At 67.6% G+C, this 13,467-nt stretch carries 12 protein-coding genes; 2 read left to right on the plus strand and 10 right to left on the minus strand.

All coding sequences use genetic code 11. From position 1 onward, the window contains the following. Nucleotides 1–51: 51 nt before the first annotated feature. Both D7T59_RS00015 and D7T59_RS00020 read right to left on the minus strand, forming a co-directional pair. The gene (locus D7T59_RS00015) at nucleotides 52–1,827 is read right to left on the minus strand and encodes an EAL domain-containing protein (protein WP_180882678.1); all 1,776 of its coding nucleotides are present in this window, start codon (nucleotides 1,825–1,827) and stop codon (nucleotides 52–54) included. 4 nt (nucleotides 1,828–1,831) lie between these two features. Beyond that, nucleotides 1,832–3,934: a sensor histidine kinase gene (locus D7T59_RS00020; protein ID WP_164136604.1), complete on the minus strand. Its 2,103-nt coding sequence runs from the start codon at nucleotides 3,932–3,934 to the stop codon at nucleotides 1,832–1,834. A 131-nt stretch (nucleotides 3,935–4,065) separates the two neighbouring features. Here D7T59_RS00020 and D7T59_RS00025 point away from each other — a divergent pair, with 131 nt between their 5' ends. Then, on the plus strand, nucleotides 4,066–6,825 hold the full coding sequence (locus D7T59_RS00025) for an EAL domain-containing protein (protein WP_180853120.1): 2,760 nt from the start codon (nucleotides 4,066–4,068) through the stop codon (nucleotides 6,823–6,825). 76 nt (nucleotides 6,826–6,901) lie between these two features. On the opposite strand, the gene D7T59_RS00030 is transcribed toward D7T59_RS00025, so the two are convergent. From D7T59_RS00030 to D7T59_RS00060, 7 genes are all read right to left on the minus strand, one after another. Next, on the minus strand, nucleotides 6,902–7,429 hold the full coding sequence (locus D7T59_RS00030; RefSeq protein WP_180853121.1) for a hypothetical protein: 528 nt from the start codon (nucleotides 7,427–7,429) through the stop codon (nucleotides 6,902–6,904). 124 nt (nucleotides 7,430–7,553) lie between these two features. Beyond that, nucleotides 7,554–7,769 (minus strand): hypothetical protein, encoded by a 216-nt coding sequence (locus tag D7T59_RS00035; RefSeq protein ID WP_049427834.1) that lies wholly within the window; start codon nucleotides 7,767–7,769, stop codon nucleotides 7,554–7,556. Nucleotides 7,770–7,867: 98 nt separating this feature from the next. After that, nucleotides 7,868–9,058, minus strand: coding sequence for a methyl-accepting chemotaxis protein (locus D7T59_RS00040; RefSeq protein ID WP_032127364.1), 1,191 nt, complete (start codon nucleotides 9,056–9,058; stop codon nucleotides 7,868–7,870). A gap of 219 nt (nucleotides 9,059–9,277) precedes the next feature. Beyond that, entirely contained in the window at nucleotides 9,278–9,892 is a 615-nt protein-coding gene (gene hflD, locus D7T59_RS00045; RefSeq protein WP_180853122.1) for a high frequency lysogenization protein HflD, read from the minus strand. Next, nucleotides 9,889–11,031: a tRNA 2-thiouridine(34) synthase MnmA gene (gene mnmA, locus D7T59_RS00050; RefSeq protein ID WP_180853123.1), complete on the minus strand. Its 1,143-nt coding sequence runs from the start codon at nucleotides 11,029–11,031 to the stop codon at nucleotides 9,889–9,891. The genes hflD and mnmA overlap by 4 nt, the downstream gene beginning before the upstream one ends. Continuing rightward, the gene (locus D7T59_RS00055) at nucleotides 11,028–11,489 is read right to left on the minus strand and encodes an NUDIX hydrolase (protein ID WP_180853124.1); all 462 of its coding nucleotides are present in this window, start codon (nucleotides 11,487–11,489) and stop codon (nucleotides 11,028–11,030) included. Before D7T59_RS00055 ends, mnmA begins: the two co-directional genes overlap by 4 nt. Before the next feature lies 1 nt (nucleotide 11,490). Further along, entirely contained in the window at nucleotides 11,491–11,961 is a 471-nt protein-coding gene (locus D7T59_RS00060) for a hypothetical protein (RefSeq protein ID WP_164136611.1), read from the minus strand. Between the two features lie 112 nt (nucleotides 11,962–12,073). Between D7T59_RS00060 and clpS the strand changes: the two genes are divergently transcribed. Then, nucleotides 12,074–12,400, plus strand: a complete 327-nt coding sequence (clpS, locus tag D7T59_RS00065; protein WP_005409592.1) for an ATP-dependent Clp protease adapter ClpS — start codon at nucleotides 12,074–12,076, stop codon at nucleotides 12,398–12,400. Between the two features lie 174 nt (nucleotides 12,401–12,574). On the opposite strand, the gene D7T59_RS00070 is transcribed toward clpS, so the two are convergent. Next, complete coding sequence (locus D7T59_RS00070) at nucleotides 12,575–13,387, minus strand: APH(6) family putative aminoglycoside O-phosphotransferase (RefSeq protein ID WP_180853125.1); 813 nt, start codon at nucleotides 13,385–13,387, stop codon at nucleotides 12,575–12,577. Between the last annotated feature and the right edge of the window lie 80 nt (nucleotides 13,388–13,467).

Genomic DNA, 13,467 nt, shown 5'->3' on the forward strand with positions numbered 1-13,467 from the left:
ACCCGACATTCAGAGCAGCCGGCCAGCGGCCGGCTCTACCAGAGGGGAYCGTTACCGCAACGGTGGACGATCCTCTCCACCATCGGCTGGTTCCACCGKCGCCGGCCCGGCATTGCTGCGCCGCTGTTCCTCGTAGGTRCGGAACGCCTGGTGGATGTGCTTGCGCAGCTCATCGTCGTTCCAGGGCTTGGTCAGGAAGCGGTAGATCGCACCACGGTTGATCGCGTCGGTCACCGTGTTCAGATCGGTGTACCCGGACAGCACCAGGCGGATCGTATCGGGGTAAAGCATCTTCACCCGGCCCAGGAACTCGGTGCCGCTCATGTCGCTCATGCGCTGGTCGGACAGGATCACCTGCACGTCGTTGATCGCCAGCAGGTCGAACGCATCGCGCACGTTGCCGGCCGCCAGGATGCGGTAGCCGTCGCGGCGGAACAGGCGCACCAGCGAGCGCAGCACGTTCTCCTCGTCATCCAGCAGCAGCAGTGTCCGGTCCGGGCGCGTTTCGGCGAAGGCTTCCGGGCGCAGGTAGCGGCGGCGCAGGGTCATGCCGGCGGCATCGGCCGACATCGGTTCGCCGAACAGGTAGCCCTGGAACACGTCGCAGTCGTTGCGGCGCAGGAAGCCCAGCTGGGCCTGGGATTCCACGCCGTTGGCAATCACGGTCATGCCCAGCTGGTGGCCCATGGCGATGATCGCGCGGGCGATGGCCGCCTCGCGGTTGCCGGCAGGTGCACTCTTGATGAAGCTGCGGTCGATCTTCAGCTTGTCCACCGGGTAACGGACCAGTGCACTGAGGCTGGAATCGCCGGTGCCGAAGTTGTCCAGGCTGAGGCTGATGCCTTCGTTGCGCAGGTTGGCCAGCGTCTCGTGCACGAAGTTGACATTGTTGGTGAGCGCGCTTTCGTTGATCTCCAGCGTCAACATCTGTGCCGGCACGCCCGCGGCCTGGATCAGGCCCATGACTTCAGCGAAGAAATTCGGCCGCAGCAGCTGCAGGGTCGACACGTTCACGGCAATGGTGAAGTCGTCGAAGCCCTGGTCGCGCCACAGGCGGGCCTGCTTCAGCGCGCCTTCCAGCACCCAGGTGCCGATCTGCACGATGATGCCCAGCCGTTCGGCGGTGCGCATGAAGCGCTCCGGCACCAGCATGCCCAGCGTGGGGGACTGCCAGCGCAGCAGCGCCTCCATGCCCACCACGTGGCCGTCGCGGGCACTGACCAGCGGCTGGTAGCGAAGCTTCAGTTCACCGTTGGGAATGGCATCGACGATCTGGCGGGCGATGATGCTCTCGCTGTGCGCTCTCGGCGGGGTATCCACTGCGTGGATGCGCACCGCATTGCCGCCTTCGCGGGCAGCCTGGTACAGCGCATCCTCGGCGTGGTCGAGCAGGCGCGAGGTGCTGCTGGCGTGGTCCGGGCACAGGCTCACGCCCAGCTTGCCGGTCATGAACAGCGTGTACGGCAGCACCGACAGGGGCAACTCCATCTGCTGGCGGATCTCCTCGGCGAAGTCCTCCGGCAGCGGCACGTCGGCGGTGCGCGGCACCGCGATCAGGAATTCGTCGCTGCCATGCCGCCACAGTTTGCCGCGACCGCGCAGGTAGGACTGCAACCGCTGCGCCACCAGCACCAGCGCCTGGTCACCTACCTCGGCGCTCATGTTTTCGTTGACCGAAGCGAAGTGGTCGATGTCCACGTGCATGAGCATCAGCGCGGTGCCGCCCGAGGCCGCCTCGGCGACCATCGCCTGCAGCTCGGGGTTGCCGGCGCCGAGGCGGTCGGGTGCATCGTCGATGCTGACCGGGGGCTGGTTGGGATTCCACATAGGCTCAGTATTCCGGTGACTCAACGGCGGCCATGCTGGCCGCCTGGTAGGGGAGGTGGACGTCGATCAGGGTGCCTTCGCCGTGTGCGGACTCGATCCGCACATGGCCGCCGACACTCTGCGCACGCTCGCGCATCACGATCAGGCCCAGGCCGCGCGGGCCGTCCGGGTCGAAACCTTCGCCGTCGTCGCGGATCTGCAGGTGCAGGCCGCGCTGGCCGACGTCGCGCAGCTGCAGTTGTACCTGGCTGGCGCGCGCGTGCCGCAGCACATTGGTCAGGCTCTCCTGTGCGATGCGGAAGCAGGCCTGTTCGATGCTGTTGTCGGGGCGGTGCGGCAGGGGCTCGATCTCGGCCAGCAGTTCGACCGGCGACGAACGGAACAGCACCCGTGCCTGCCAGCTGAGGGCCGCTTCCAGGCCCAGCGCGTCCAGCTGCGGCGGGCGCAGCAGGGTGGAGATGTCGCGCAGCTTGGCCACCGTGGTGTCGGCCAGGCTGACGATCTGTGCCAGATCCTCGCCGCGGCGCTGCGGATCGTGTTCGTCCTGCGCCGCATGGGCGGACAACTTGATCGCAGTGATCGCCTGGCCGATGTCGTCATGCAGGTCGCGCGAGATCGCGCGGCGCTCGTCCTCCTGCAGCGAGAACAGCCGGCCGGCCATCGCCTGCAGTTCGCGGTTGCTGGTTTCCAGCGCACTGCGTGTCCGTTCGGAATCGCTCAGGTCGCGCACGATCAGCAGCTTGCAGTCGCGGCCGCCGTAGCGCACCTCGCCCACCGCCAGGCCAGCATGGAAGCTGCGGCCGTCTGCGCGCTGCATGGCCACCACGCTGCTGTGGCCGGGGCCCAGGTGGGGCTGCCCGGCGCGCAGCTGGCCGCGTACGCGGGCCAGGTCACCGGCCGCGACCAGCGCCGACAGCGGCTCGCCCAGCAGGGTATGGCTGCCATAGCCGAACAGGCTGGCGGCCCAGGCGTTGGTGTACAGCACGTGCTCCTCCGAGAGGATCACCACGCCATCGGGCAGCACCCGCACCAGCTCGCGGAACTGCTCCTCGCGCTCGCGCAGCAGGCGCCGCGACTGTTCGCGCTCGGTCACGTCCTGCAGGGTACCCAGCACGCGGCTGCGGCCGGACTCATCGACGCCACTGGCGGCACGCAGGTGCACCATCAGGGCGCGGCCATCCATCGACAGCAGCGGCAGCAGTACGTCCACCTGCACCGGATCACCCGAGCAGAGGTCGGCCAGCAGCTGTTCGGTCTGGGTGGCGGTGGCCGGGTCGGCGGGCACCAGCAGCTCATCGAAGCGGTGCCAGCGGCGGGCTTCCGGAGGTCGGCGGCCAAGCAGGCGGTAGACCTGGTTGGAATAGCGGCCCATGCCGGTGGATGGATCCAGTTCCCAGGCGCCGATGCGCGCCAGTTCGTGGGCTTCCTCGACCCGCGCCAGCGCCTGATCGCGGCGCAACTGGGCCAGGTCTTCCGCGGTGCGGTCGATGGCAATCAGCAAGCGGGCATTGTGGCCGTCATAGCTGATGGCGTTGGAGCGCAGTTCCATCTGCCGCCGCGAGCCGTCGCGCAGCTGCAGCTGGGTGCGCAGGATGCACAGCTCCTCGGGTGCTTCACGGATCGCCTCCAGCTTGGTCTGCAGTGCCTGGTCCTGGCCGGGTGGCCACAGCGAGTCGATGGTCTGTTCCAGCAGTTCGTCGCGGTCCCAGCCGAAGGCAGTACAGGCGGCCGGATTCGCGTCGAGGATCGCCAGCGTGTCCAGGTCGTAGACCAGGATCGGGCCGGGGTTGCCCTCGAACATCTGCCGCAGGCGCAGCTCCGACGCCTGCTGGCGCGCATGGGTGTGCAGCACGTGCTCGGCCAGCGGCCGCAGCAGCAGGTACAACAGGCCGGCACTGGCCAGTGCGAAGAACGAGCCCTTCACGCTCTGCCACATCGCCGCCTGCTGCGGATCCGGCACCAGCGCCTGCACGGCACTGTCGGAGGCGATCATCCAGGCCAACGCCATCACCAGGTAGCTCAGCACCACCCGTCGCCGGTCGCGGCTCAGCGCCTGCGCCATCCGCGGGTCGGGAACTGGGGCGGTGCCGGTCGGTTCTGCAGGCATGGACGGGCTGGATGAAAGGGGCGCTGGCCATCTTACCGCGCAGGGATGCCCTGACCACTCAATTATCCGCCGCAGGCGCCGTTAACCACTGCGTGCCCCGCTGACGGGCGTGTCATCCGGAGCAAGATCGCGTGGACCAAGGGATCATCGCCAGCCTGCTGCAGCACCCGCTTGCGTCGGCGCTGGTCATCGTCGACCGCACGGGCCGCCCGCTGGCGGCCAATCCGGCTGCGCGCGAGCACGGCCTGCCGGCCACCGTGGCCGCCTACGCGCCGATGCTGGAGGATCTGCGCCTGATGGCGGCCGATGGCGGCATCGTGGCCTGCACACTGCCGGGTGGCCCGCACGGACACTACGACGGCCACCTGCGCGCCGTGCATGATGGCGCCGGCAACCTGCTGGCCTTCACGTTGAGCATTCCCGAACCGGTGCCGCTCGGCGGCGGTGGGCGCTGGGAGCTGGCGCTGGACAGTGCCGGCCACAGCCTGTGGGACTGGGACATTCCCAGCGATCGGGTGGTGCGCACCCCGGCACTGGGCGATGAAACCGCCACCGAGATACTGGCGCGCGTGCACGGCGAGGACATCGCCCAGGTACGGCTCGCACTGGACGAGCATCTGCGTGGACTGAGCGAGCAGTACAGCGCACAGTTCCGTTTCCGCCAGGCCGATGGCCAGTGGCGCTGGGTGCTGGACCGGGGCCGCGTGGTCGCGCGCACCGCCGACGGCCAGCCGCTGCGCATGGTCGGCACGCATACCGATATCGAACAGCAGAAGCAGCTGGAAGGGCTGCTTCAGGAACAGCAGCTGCACCTGAGCGAGGCCCAGCGCATCGCCAGCATGGGCAGCTGGTCGTTCGACCCCAACAGCGGTCACTTCTGGTGGTCGCCGGAGCTGCGTTCGCTGCTGGCGCTGGAGCAGGGCGCCGTGCCCGGCCAGCGCCGCTGGCTGAAGCAGCTGCACCCACGTTCACGTGGCGCACTGCGTGCAGCCTGGCGACGGTTGTGGCGCGATGGCCGTGCCGCCAACCTCGAACTGGAGCTGACCCGGGGCAACGAACCGTCGCAGCACCTGCGGCTGTGGATGCAGCCGCTGCTGGACATGGACGGTCAGCCCAAGCGGCTGCTTGGCCAGGTGCAGAACATCACCGAGCAGCACCAGACCGATGCGCTGATCCGCTGGCGTACCGAGCTGCTCAACCGCGTCTCCGCGCTGGGCCGCATCGGCGGCTGCGAAATCGAGGTGCAGACCCGGCACATGCAGTGGACCGAGGAGTGCTACCGCATCCATGGACTGCGCAAGGAGCCGATCACCCTCGACCAGGCGCTGGCGCTGTATACCGAGGATTCACGCAACGCCTTCGAAGCGGCATTGGGGCGCATCGCCGATGGCGGGCTGCCCGAGCAGCTGGACCTGTGCTTCTACCGCCAGTCCGGCCTGCGCGTCTGGGTGCAGGTGCTGATCGAACTGGACCGTCGTGATGGGCTGCCGCCGCGCTTCGTGGTGCTGTTCCGTGACATCACCCGCGAGCGCGAGGCCAACGAGCGCATCGAACTGCTGGCCCACTACGACCTGCTGACCGGCCTGCCCAATCGCGTGCTGCTCGGCGAACAGACCGCCGAAGCCATCGAAGAGGCGCGCGACCGCGGCACCTCGCTGGCGATGCTGTTCATCGATCTGGATGGCTTCAAGACCATCAACGACAGTTTCGGCCACGCCACCGGCGACGCCCTGCTGAAGGCGGCCGCCACCCGGCTGCACCAGAACCTGCGCAACAACGATCTGTTCGGCCGCTTCAGCGGCGATGAATTCATCGTGGTGCTGCGCGACCTGGCCGAACCGGAGGATGCGGGCCATGTGGCGCGCAAGCTGATCGCGTCGTTGGCCGAGCCGCTGCGCCGGGGCGAAACCACCTTGAAGGTGGGCGCCAGCGTCGGCATCGCAATGCTGGGTGACGCGCAGACCGACTTCGACTCCCTGCTGCGTGCCGCCGATGCGGCGATGTACGCGGCCAAGGAAGCTGGCCGCAATACCTACCAGTACTACAGCCAGGACGCGCTGGCCCGCATCCAGCGCAAGCTGGAGCTGGAGCACGCCCTGCATGGGGCGATCGAGCGCGAAGAGTTCAGCCTGGCCTACCAGCCGCTGCTGCATGCCCATCATGGCGAGCCGCCGGCGATCGAGGCGCTGTTGCGCTGGCACCGGCCTGGCATCGGCTACTGCAGCCCGGCCGAGTTCATCCCCATCGCCGAAAAGTGCGGCGAGATCGTGCGGATCGGCGACTGGGTACTGAATGAGGCCTGCCGCCAGGCCACAGCCTGGGACCGCGCCGGCCTGCGCTTCGACCGAATCGCGGTGAATGTCTCTGCGGTACAGCTGCGTGACCGCGGCTTTGCCGAGCGTGTGATCGAAATCTGCCACGCCCATGGCTGGCCACCACAGCGGCTGGAACTGGAACTGACCGAGTCGGCGTTGATTCGTGACACCGACATCCTGCGCCACTGCTTCGACGTGCTGGAACGGCATGGCGTGCCGCTGGCGGTGGACGATTTCGGTACAGGCTTCTCCAACCTCAACTACCTCAACCGCTTCCCGGTGGGCCGCCTGAAGATCGACCGCAGTTTCGTGCAGGGCATGCTGCATGACTCGGGCACGGCCGAGGTGACCCAGGCCATCGTGCACCTGGGCCACGCGCTGGGCATGAAGGTGGTGGCCGAGGGCGTGGAAACGCACCAGGAAGAGGACATGCTGCGCCGCCAGGGCTGCGACGAGATCCAGGGCTACCTGTACTCGCGCCCGCTCAGCCCGCGCGACCTGGCGCAGTGGCTGCGCCAGCCACAGCCGGTTTCGCTGCGCACCGATGCCAGTGGAGAAGTGGTGCTGGTGCGCTGAAACCCAGCCCTGGTAGGTGCCGACCGTTGGTCGGCACGAATGTCTGCGCGCGCGACCATCCACGCATGGCGTGGATCTACCGCATTGGGTCAACGAACCGCCGCGGGAACTCGGAGCGCACCCGCGCGCGCACTGCTTCGACAATCTCGGCGTAGCGTCGCAGCTGGATGCGATAGCCCATGTAGAACACCAGCAAAAGGCCCAGCATCGGCCACGCAACTGGGCGTACCAGGATTATCGGCAGCAGCACCACGGTCAGGATCAGCGCAAACCAGCTGCATCGGCCGATCACACGCACTTCGCGGCGTCGCTTGTCGACCAACAGCTGCCCGTGCATGAGCGGAAAGTAGCGGCCACCAAAGCCTGGCGCGAAGCTCTCACGGAACGCCACGCTGCGGTCGGGCAACACACGGAACATGAAGCTCAGCCACTTGTTGGTAGGAAGGTCGTATTCCAGCCCGATCAGTGACAGCTGGTCCAGTTCAGCGGGGGAAGCGGCGATGCGCTGGTTGAACAGGACGATGCCGGTGCGGAAGAAGAACGGCACCCAGAACAGCAGCAGCAGGAGCTCCAACAGCATCACTGCGATCAGGGCGATGGCCATCGGTCTTCCATGGACGGGTCCGGGGCATCATGCCACAGCGATTCAGCCCATCAGCCAGATCCACGCCATGCGTGGATGATATCCGGGTACCCGCGCTGCCACACCATCCACGCATGGCGTGGATCTACCTCAAGGCTTCGCCATCCAGCCCCAGATCCCACGCCAGTCCCAGCAGCTCCTCGTCAGCCCGTGACGGGGCAGGGCGCGCATCCGCAAGCTGCTGCAGTTCGCGGATCTCCTCGCGCGCGACCTCTTCCAGCTGTTGCAGCTGCTCACGCACGCTCGCGTTGCGCGGGCGCTCGGTGTCGGTGAGGGAGGGCAGGGCGCGGATCAGGGTCATGGTGCGCGTACAGGATGCATCCAACGGCAGGGTACAGGCAAAGGCCCCGGGATGACCGGGGCCTTGCGGGCTGCCGGCGAGGGCAGCGGACATCAGGATCAGAACAGCTCGACGGTGCCGGCGCCCATGCTCTGCTGGGCAACCGGCTTGTGCGGCGGACGTTCCCACTCGCTGCGCAGCTCGCGCAGGCGGCTGCCGGTGCGCTGCAGGGCGGTGGCGATCTCTTCGTCGAACACGCCGCCATTGCGGTGCAGCAGTTCCTGCAGCGCCACCGCTTCGCGGTTGATCGCAGTCAGGCGGTCCAGGTGGGTATGCACGCCACCCAGCGCCTGGGTGGCGATGTCTTCGAACTGCAGGGCGCGCACGGCTTCGGCCACGCTGCCATCGATCGAACGTGCGCAGTCGGACACTTCGCGCATGCCGTCGCCAAGCGAGGCATTGATCTGCGCCACGTTGTCGAGCATGGCCGCCGCTTCCTGGCGTGCTTCGCGGGAGCGGTCCATGTCGCGCGAGGCCATGTGCGAGACCGTCTCGCGCACCTTGGCGATGGCGTCCTTGGAGCTGTGCGCCAGCTTGCGGATCTGCTCGTTGAAGGTGGTCGAGCGCTCGGACAGGTTGCGGACCTCGTCGGCGACCACCGCAAAGCCACGACCGGCTTCACCGGCACGCGCGGCTTCGATGGCGGCGTTCAGGGCCAGCAGGTTGGTCTGGTCGGCGATCGACTTGACGTCTTCCAGCAGGGCGAAGATGCCATCCAGGTGCTGCGCCATCTGGTCGATGTGCTGCACGGTGGTGCTGCTCTGGCCGCTCACCTGTTCCAGAGCTTCCACCAGCTGTTCCATGCGGTGGCTGGCGTGCTGGGCGAAACGGGCAACGTCGAGGCCGGCATTGCCTTCATCACCGGCGCGGTCGACGATGCGCGACAGGGCCTGGCTCTGCTGGCGCGACTTGCGGTTCATGGCATCGAAGCTGCCGCCGAGGCTGGAGACGGCCTGGCGGATCAGGTCGCGGGCGCGTTCCACTTCACCGCGCGAACCGTCGATCTCGTTGCCGACGAAGTTGCGCAGTTCGGTCAGCAGCTGGTCCTGCTCACGCAGGACACGGGCGTGTTCCGGGGAACGGTGCGCCTGGGCGCGGGTGGTCCACCACGCAAAGCCGAGCCAGCTCAGCGTCATCGTGGTCAGGATCGCCCAGCGCAGGGCGGCCGGCCATTCGAAACCGATGGCGAAGGGGAGCAGCAGGGTCAGAGCCAGGGGGGCGGCCAGACGGATGAAAATGCGTGAGTACATGGACGTTCTCGGGAGGTGCACGGAGGATGTATCGGCCGTACCCCCTTTCTCTTTAACGTCGATGTGCCTCGAAGTGCATTCTGAATGCGCCGGTTTTCCGGCGCCTTGGCGGCTTCGGGGTCAGAGCCCTTTMCGTGCCGGAAAGGGATCCGACCCCTTGGGCAGGCAGCGACGGGGTCGGATCCCTTTTCCATGGAAAAGGGCTCTGACCCCACGCCCTCACGCCAGCTGCCGGTCCACAGCCTCGATCATCGCCTTGCGGCTGAACAGGAAGTCCCAGTAGCTGCCGCCCAGCTGGCGCCACAGCACCGCCGAACGTACCGCGGCCAGCAGCAGCGCCCGGATCTCGGCCACCACGCCGGCCTGGCCCAGGTAGTGCGGGTTGCCCTGCACCATCACCCGCGGCTTGAGGTGGCTGATGGTGTCCGCGTACAGGCCCCCCAGGTTGGCCAGCACGTCCGGATGGCCGCTGTCGCCCAGCTCGGTGGCCTGGCGCTGGGCGCGTTCGATGCCCGAGGCGACCTTGTTCACGGTCGCCCCGTCCTGCACGAAGCGGCGCTCCAGCTGCAGCACCGACAGGGCCAGCTTGGGCAGGACCGGGTCCTGGCCCTGGCTGCGGAAGTAGTTGTGCAGCAGGCGCAGGCCGGCCTTCAGTGCATGGCGGTCACCGAACACCTCCTGCGGCGAGGATGCATCGACACGGAACACGCTGTCCACGGCGGTGCGCACGGCGGCGGCGTCGGAATGGCCGGTATCGGCGATGCGGCGTACCTGCTGCAGGGCCTGGGCAATGCCGGCCAGGGCCAGGACGCGGTCGTCGACAGTGAAACTCATGCAGCGATTACCTCAAAAGGGGAAGGGGTGGTGCGCAGGCGCTGCTCCAGCGGCGCATCGGTGGCGGCGATCACCGCGCCACCCAGGCACACCTCACCGTCATACAGCACCAGTGATTGACCGGGGGTAACGGCGCGCTGCGGGCGCGCGAAGGTGACCAGCACGCTGCCATCGTCCAGCACCTCGACCGTACACGGCTCGTCGGGCTGGCGATAGCGGGTCTGGGCGGTGCACTCGAAGCGCCGCGCCGGCGGCGAGCCGGCGATCCAGTGCGCGGTTTCCGAGCGCAGCCGGTCGGACAGCATCCACTTGCTGTCGCGGTCCTGGTCCACATACAGCACGTTGCTGGCCACATCCTTGCCGACCACGTACCACGGTGCGGCCGGGCGGCCGCGCACGCCGCCGATGTTCAGGCCCTCGCGCTGGCCGAGGGTGAAATAGAACACGCCCGGATGTTCGGCGATGACGCTGCCGTCGGCCGGGTCGAGGATCTGGCCGGGCTTGGCCGGCAGGTAGCGGCCGAGGAACTCGCGGAAGTCACGCTCGCCGATGAAGCAGATGCCGGTGGAGTCCTTCTTGGCGTGGGTCGGCAGGCTGACGTCACGCGCGATCCGCCGCAGGTCGGTCTTTTCCAGGTCGCCGATCGGGAACAGGGTCGCCGACAGCTGTTCCTGGCCCAGCTGGTGCAGGAAGTAGCTCTGGTCCTTGGAGCGGTCTGCGCCGCGCAGCAGCAGCCACTGGTGGCCGCGCTGGGCCACTCGCGCGTAATGGCCGGTGGCGATGCGCTCGGCGCCCAGCTCGCGGGCGGCATCCAGGAAGTGCTTGAACTTCACTTCGCGGTTGCACAGCACGTCCGGGTTCGGCGTGCGGCCGGCGGCGTACTCGGCCAGGAAGTGTTCGAACACGCCCTGCCAGTACTCGCTGGAAAAATCGCGGAAGTGGAAGGGAATGCCGAGCAGGCCGCACACCGCCACGGCATCGCGGCGGTCGTCCTCGGCGCGGCAGTCGCCGCTGCCATCGTCGGCCCAGTTCTGCATGAACAGGCCGGCCACGGCCTCACCCTGCTGCACCAGGCGCCAGGCGGCGACCGAAGAGTCGACACCACCAGAGACGCCCACCATCACGCGCGGAGTGCTCATGCGACCTCCCGGACCAGCGAAAGCGGGTGGCGCTGGCCACCCAGGTAATCAGCCACCACCTGCCAGACCAGCGGGCTGCGCTGGCGTTGGCCGGCGGCCTGCAGCTCGGCCGGGGTCAGCCACAGCGCGCGATCAATGCCGGTGTCCAACGGCTGCGCCGGGTCATGCGAGAGCGGGTGCGCCGCGTAGCAGAAGCGCAGGAAGCTCGTGCCGTCGCCGGCTGTCCACTGGTAGCAGCCGATGAAATGGGTCAGCTGCACCGTCCAGCCGGTTTCCTCGCGGGTCTCGCGCAGGGCTGCCTCGGCCAGGCTTTCGCCGGGCTCGAGGTGGCCGGCTGGCTGGTTCAGCACCTGCCGGCCGTCAATGGTCTCTTCGACCAGCAGCACGCGGCCGCCCTCGACCACCACGGTGGCGACGGTAGCGTGCGGTGCCCAGCGCGGGTCCGGCGTGGCGTTCAACTCAGAACTCGTCCTTCTTGGTCAGTTCCAGTTCCATGGCGTCGGCGGTGCGGATGGCCGCATCGATGGCGTCGCTGAGCTGGTCGGCAGTGGCATCGGCGTCGATCTTGACCACGAACATGGCGGTGGTGTCCTGCTTTACCCAGCCGCCCATCTTGGCATCCTGCGAATCTTCCAGCAGGCGGTTGGCCACGGCCACCGGGAACTGCTTGGTCTTGGCGCTGTACGCGGGCGACCAGATCTCGCGGATGTTGTGGGTGCCGAAATCCTCCACCGACGAACGCACATAGACCATCTGGGTGCGGTCACCCTCGACGTCGAAGACCATGCGGTAGTCGCCGTCCTCGTCGACTTCGTAGGTGTAGCCCAGCTTGTCCAGGTGGCGGGCCACGGCCTTGTCGGCGTCTGCTGCAGCGGCGGAGCCGGATGCAGCCAGGGCGATCAGCAGGGTGGAGAGAAAGGTCCTTTTCATGAAGATCCTGTGAAACATTGCTGGGAGAGGGTGCAATTGTGACGGCGGGCGTGCGTGCCGTCCAATCTGCGGCGGGCCGACGCAGGCTCGCCCGAGCCTCTATAATGGCCCGATGCCCCATGAGTCTTCCCCCGATTCCCAGCACGAGCACGGCGTCGCCGTAGAGGCCGCGCGCCCGGAAGTGGCGCCGCCGCCGTTCTACCAGGTGATGCTGCTCAACGACGACTACACCCCGATGGATTTCGTGGTGGACGTCCTGCAGCAGTTCTTCAGCATGGACCTGGACAAGGCCACGCAGGTGATGCTGCACGTCCATACCCGCGGCCGTGGCGTGTGCGGGGTGTTCACCCGCGAAGTGGCCGAGACCAAGGTTGCGCAGGTCAACGAGTACTCGCGGATGAACCAGCACCCGCTGCTGTGCACGATGGAAAAGGCCTGACCGGCTGTCGATTTTCATCCGGGCGCATCGTCCCCGGATGAGTGTGCCCACCAAGGTGGGCAGCTACCAAAGCAGAGGCCTGTAGAGCCGAGCCTGCGCTCGGCTGCTTTTCGTTCAGATGTTCCGCATTCCAGGAAGAACAGCCGAGCATGGGCTCGGCTCTACAGGTCGAGATCACCCCTCCGCTAGCGCCTGCAGCGCCATCCGCGCCACCGCCTCGTCGACCTCGGCCGGGTCGCCGTCATCCCGGAACCACACCGCCGACAATCCCATGCTGGCCGCGATCCAGCGCAGCAGGCGCGTGCGTTCCAGTTCGGCCAGTGCGGTGACCTGTTCAAGACGAGCCGCAAACCGTTCCGGCCGCGTCGCGACATGGATGCCGGGGCCGCACAGGTCCGGGTTGCTGAACAGTGTGGTGTAGTCGAAGGCCCGGTCGCCCAGCAGCCGCTTCGGGTCGATCGCCAGCCAGCCGCGCGCGCCGAAATCCAGCACGTTGTCGTGGTGCAGGTCGCCGTGCAGCGGCCGGATCTCCCGCTCGTCATGCAGCAGTCCCTCCGCCAGTGATCTGCACTGTTCCAGCAGTGGCGGCAGCGCGGCCCTTGGCTGCAGCAGGTCGGCGAACCATGTACGCAGGCAGACCAGTTCCGCTGGCGGCGCGCTCCGTGGCCGGTGCAGCCGCTGCAGGACCTGGCACAGGATCGTGGTGCAGGCGTCATCGTCGCCCTGGATCGAACGTTGCCGCAGCGAGTCGCCACCGGCACGCTCGATCAGGATCGCCGGCCCCTCGTGGGCCAGCAGGCGGGCGGCGCCATCGCCCTGCCACCAGCGCAGCAGGCGATGGCTGTTCTGCTCTTCGGTTTCGCTGCTGATCTTCAGCATGGCCGGCTCGCCGGCGGCGGTCAGCACCGGCCAGAGCCGGGCATGGGGCGTTTCGATGGTCGCGCCATCACGCCGCAATCGCCAGCGGCTCAGGTAGGGTTCGCTCATGCTGGGCGGGCTGTCCTGGAGTGAATCAAGATCAAGCGATGTGTACTGCTAACGCCATCTGAACGCAGCAATCCGCTAGG

This window comes from Stenotrophomonas maltophilia (genome assembly GCF_013464915.1).
GTDB classification, from domain to species: domain Bacteria; phylum Pseudomonadota; class Gammaproteobacteria; order Xanthomonadales; family Xanthomonadaceae; genus Stenotrophomonas; species Stenotrophomonas maltophilia_AT.

What these genes read in the sequence shown, in the direction of transcription:
- D7T59_RS00030 (WP_180853121.1), bottom strand. Translation starts at nt 7,429, where the DNA reads ATGGCCATCGCCCTGATCGCAGTGATGCTGTTGGAGCTCCTGCTGCTG.
- D7T59_RS00040 (WP_032127364.1), bottom strand. Translation starts at nt 9,058, where the DNA reads ATGTACTCACGCATTTTCATCCGTCTGGCCGCCCCCCTGGCTCTGACC.
- clpS (WP_005409592.1), top strand. Translation starts at nt 12,074, where the DNA reads ATGCCCCATGAGTCTTCCCCCGATTCCCAGCACGAGCACGGCGTCGCC.
- D7T59_RS00070 (WP_180853125.1), bottom strand. Translation starts at nt 13,387, where the DNA reads ATGAGCGAACCCTACCTGAGCCGCTGGCGATTGCGGCGTGATGGCGCG.
- D7T59_RS00020 (WP_164136604.1), bottom strand. Translation starts at nt 3,934, where the DNA reads ATGCCTGCAGAACCGACCGGCACCGCCCCAGTTCCCGACCCGCGGATG.
- hflD (WP_180853122.1), bottom strand. Translation starts at nt 9,892, where the DNA reads ATGAGTTTCACTGTCGACGACCGCGTCCTGGCCCTGGCCGGCATTGCC.
- D7T59_RS00035 (WP_049427834.1), bottom strand. Translation starts at nt 7,769, where the DNA reads ATGACCCTGATCCGCGCCCTGCCCTCCCTCACCGACACCGAGCGCCCG.
- D7T59_RS00060 (WP_164136611.1), bottom strand. Translation starts at nt 11,961, where the DNA reads ATGAAAAGGACCTTTCTCTCCACCCTGCTGATCGCCCTGGCTGCATCC.
- mnmA (WP_180853123.1), bottom strand. Translation starts at nt 11,031, where the DNA reads ATGAGCACTCCGCGCGTGATGGTGGGCGTCTCTGGTGGTGTCGACTCT.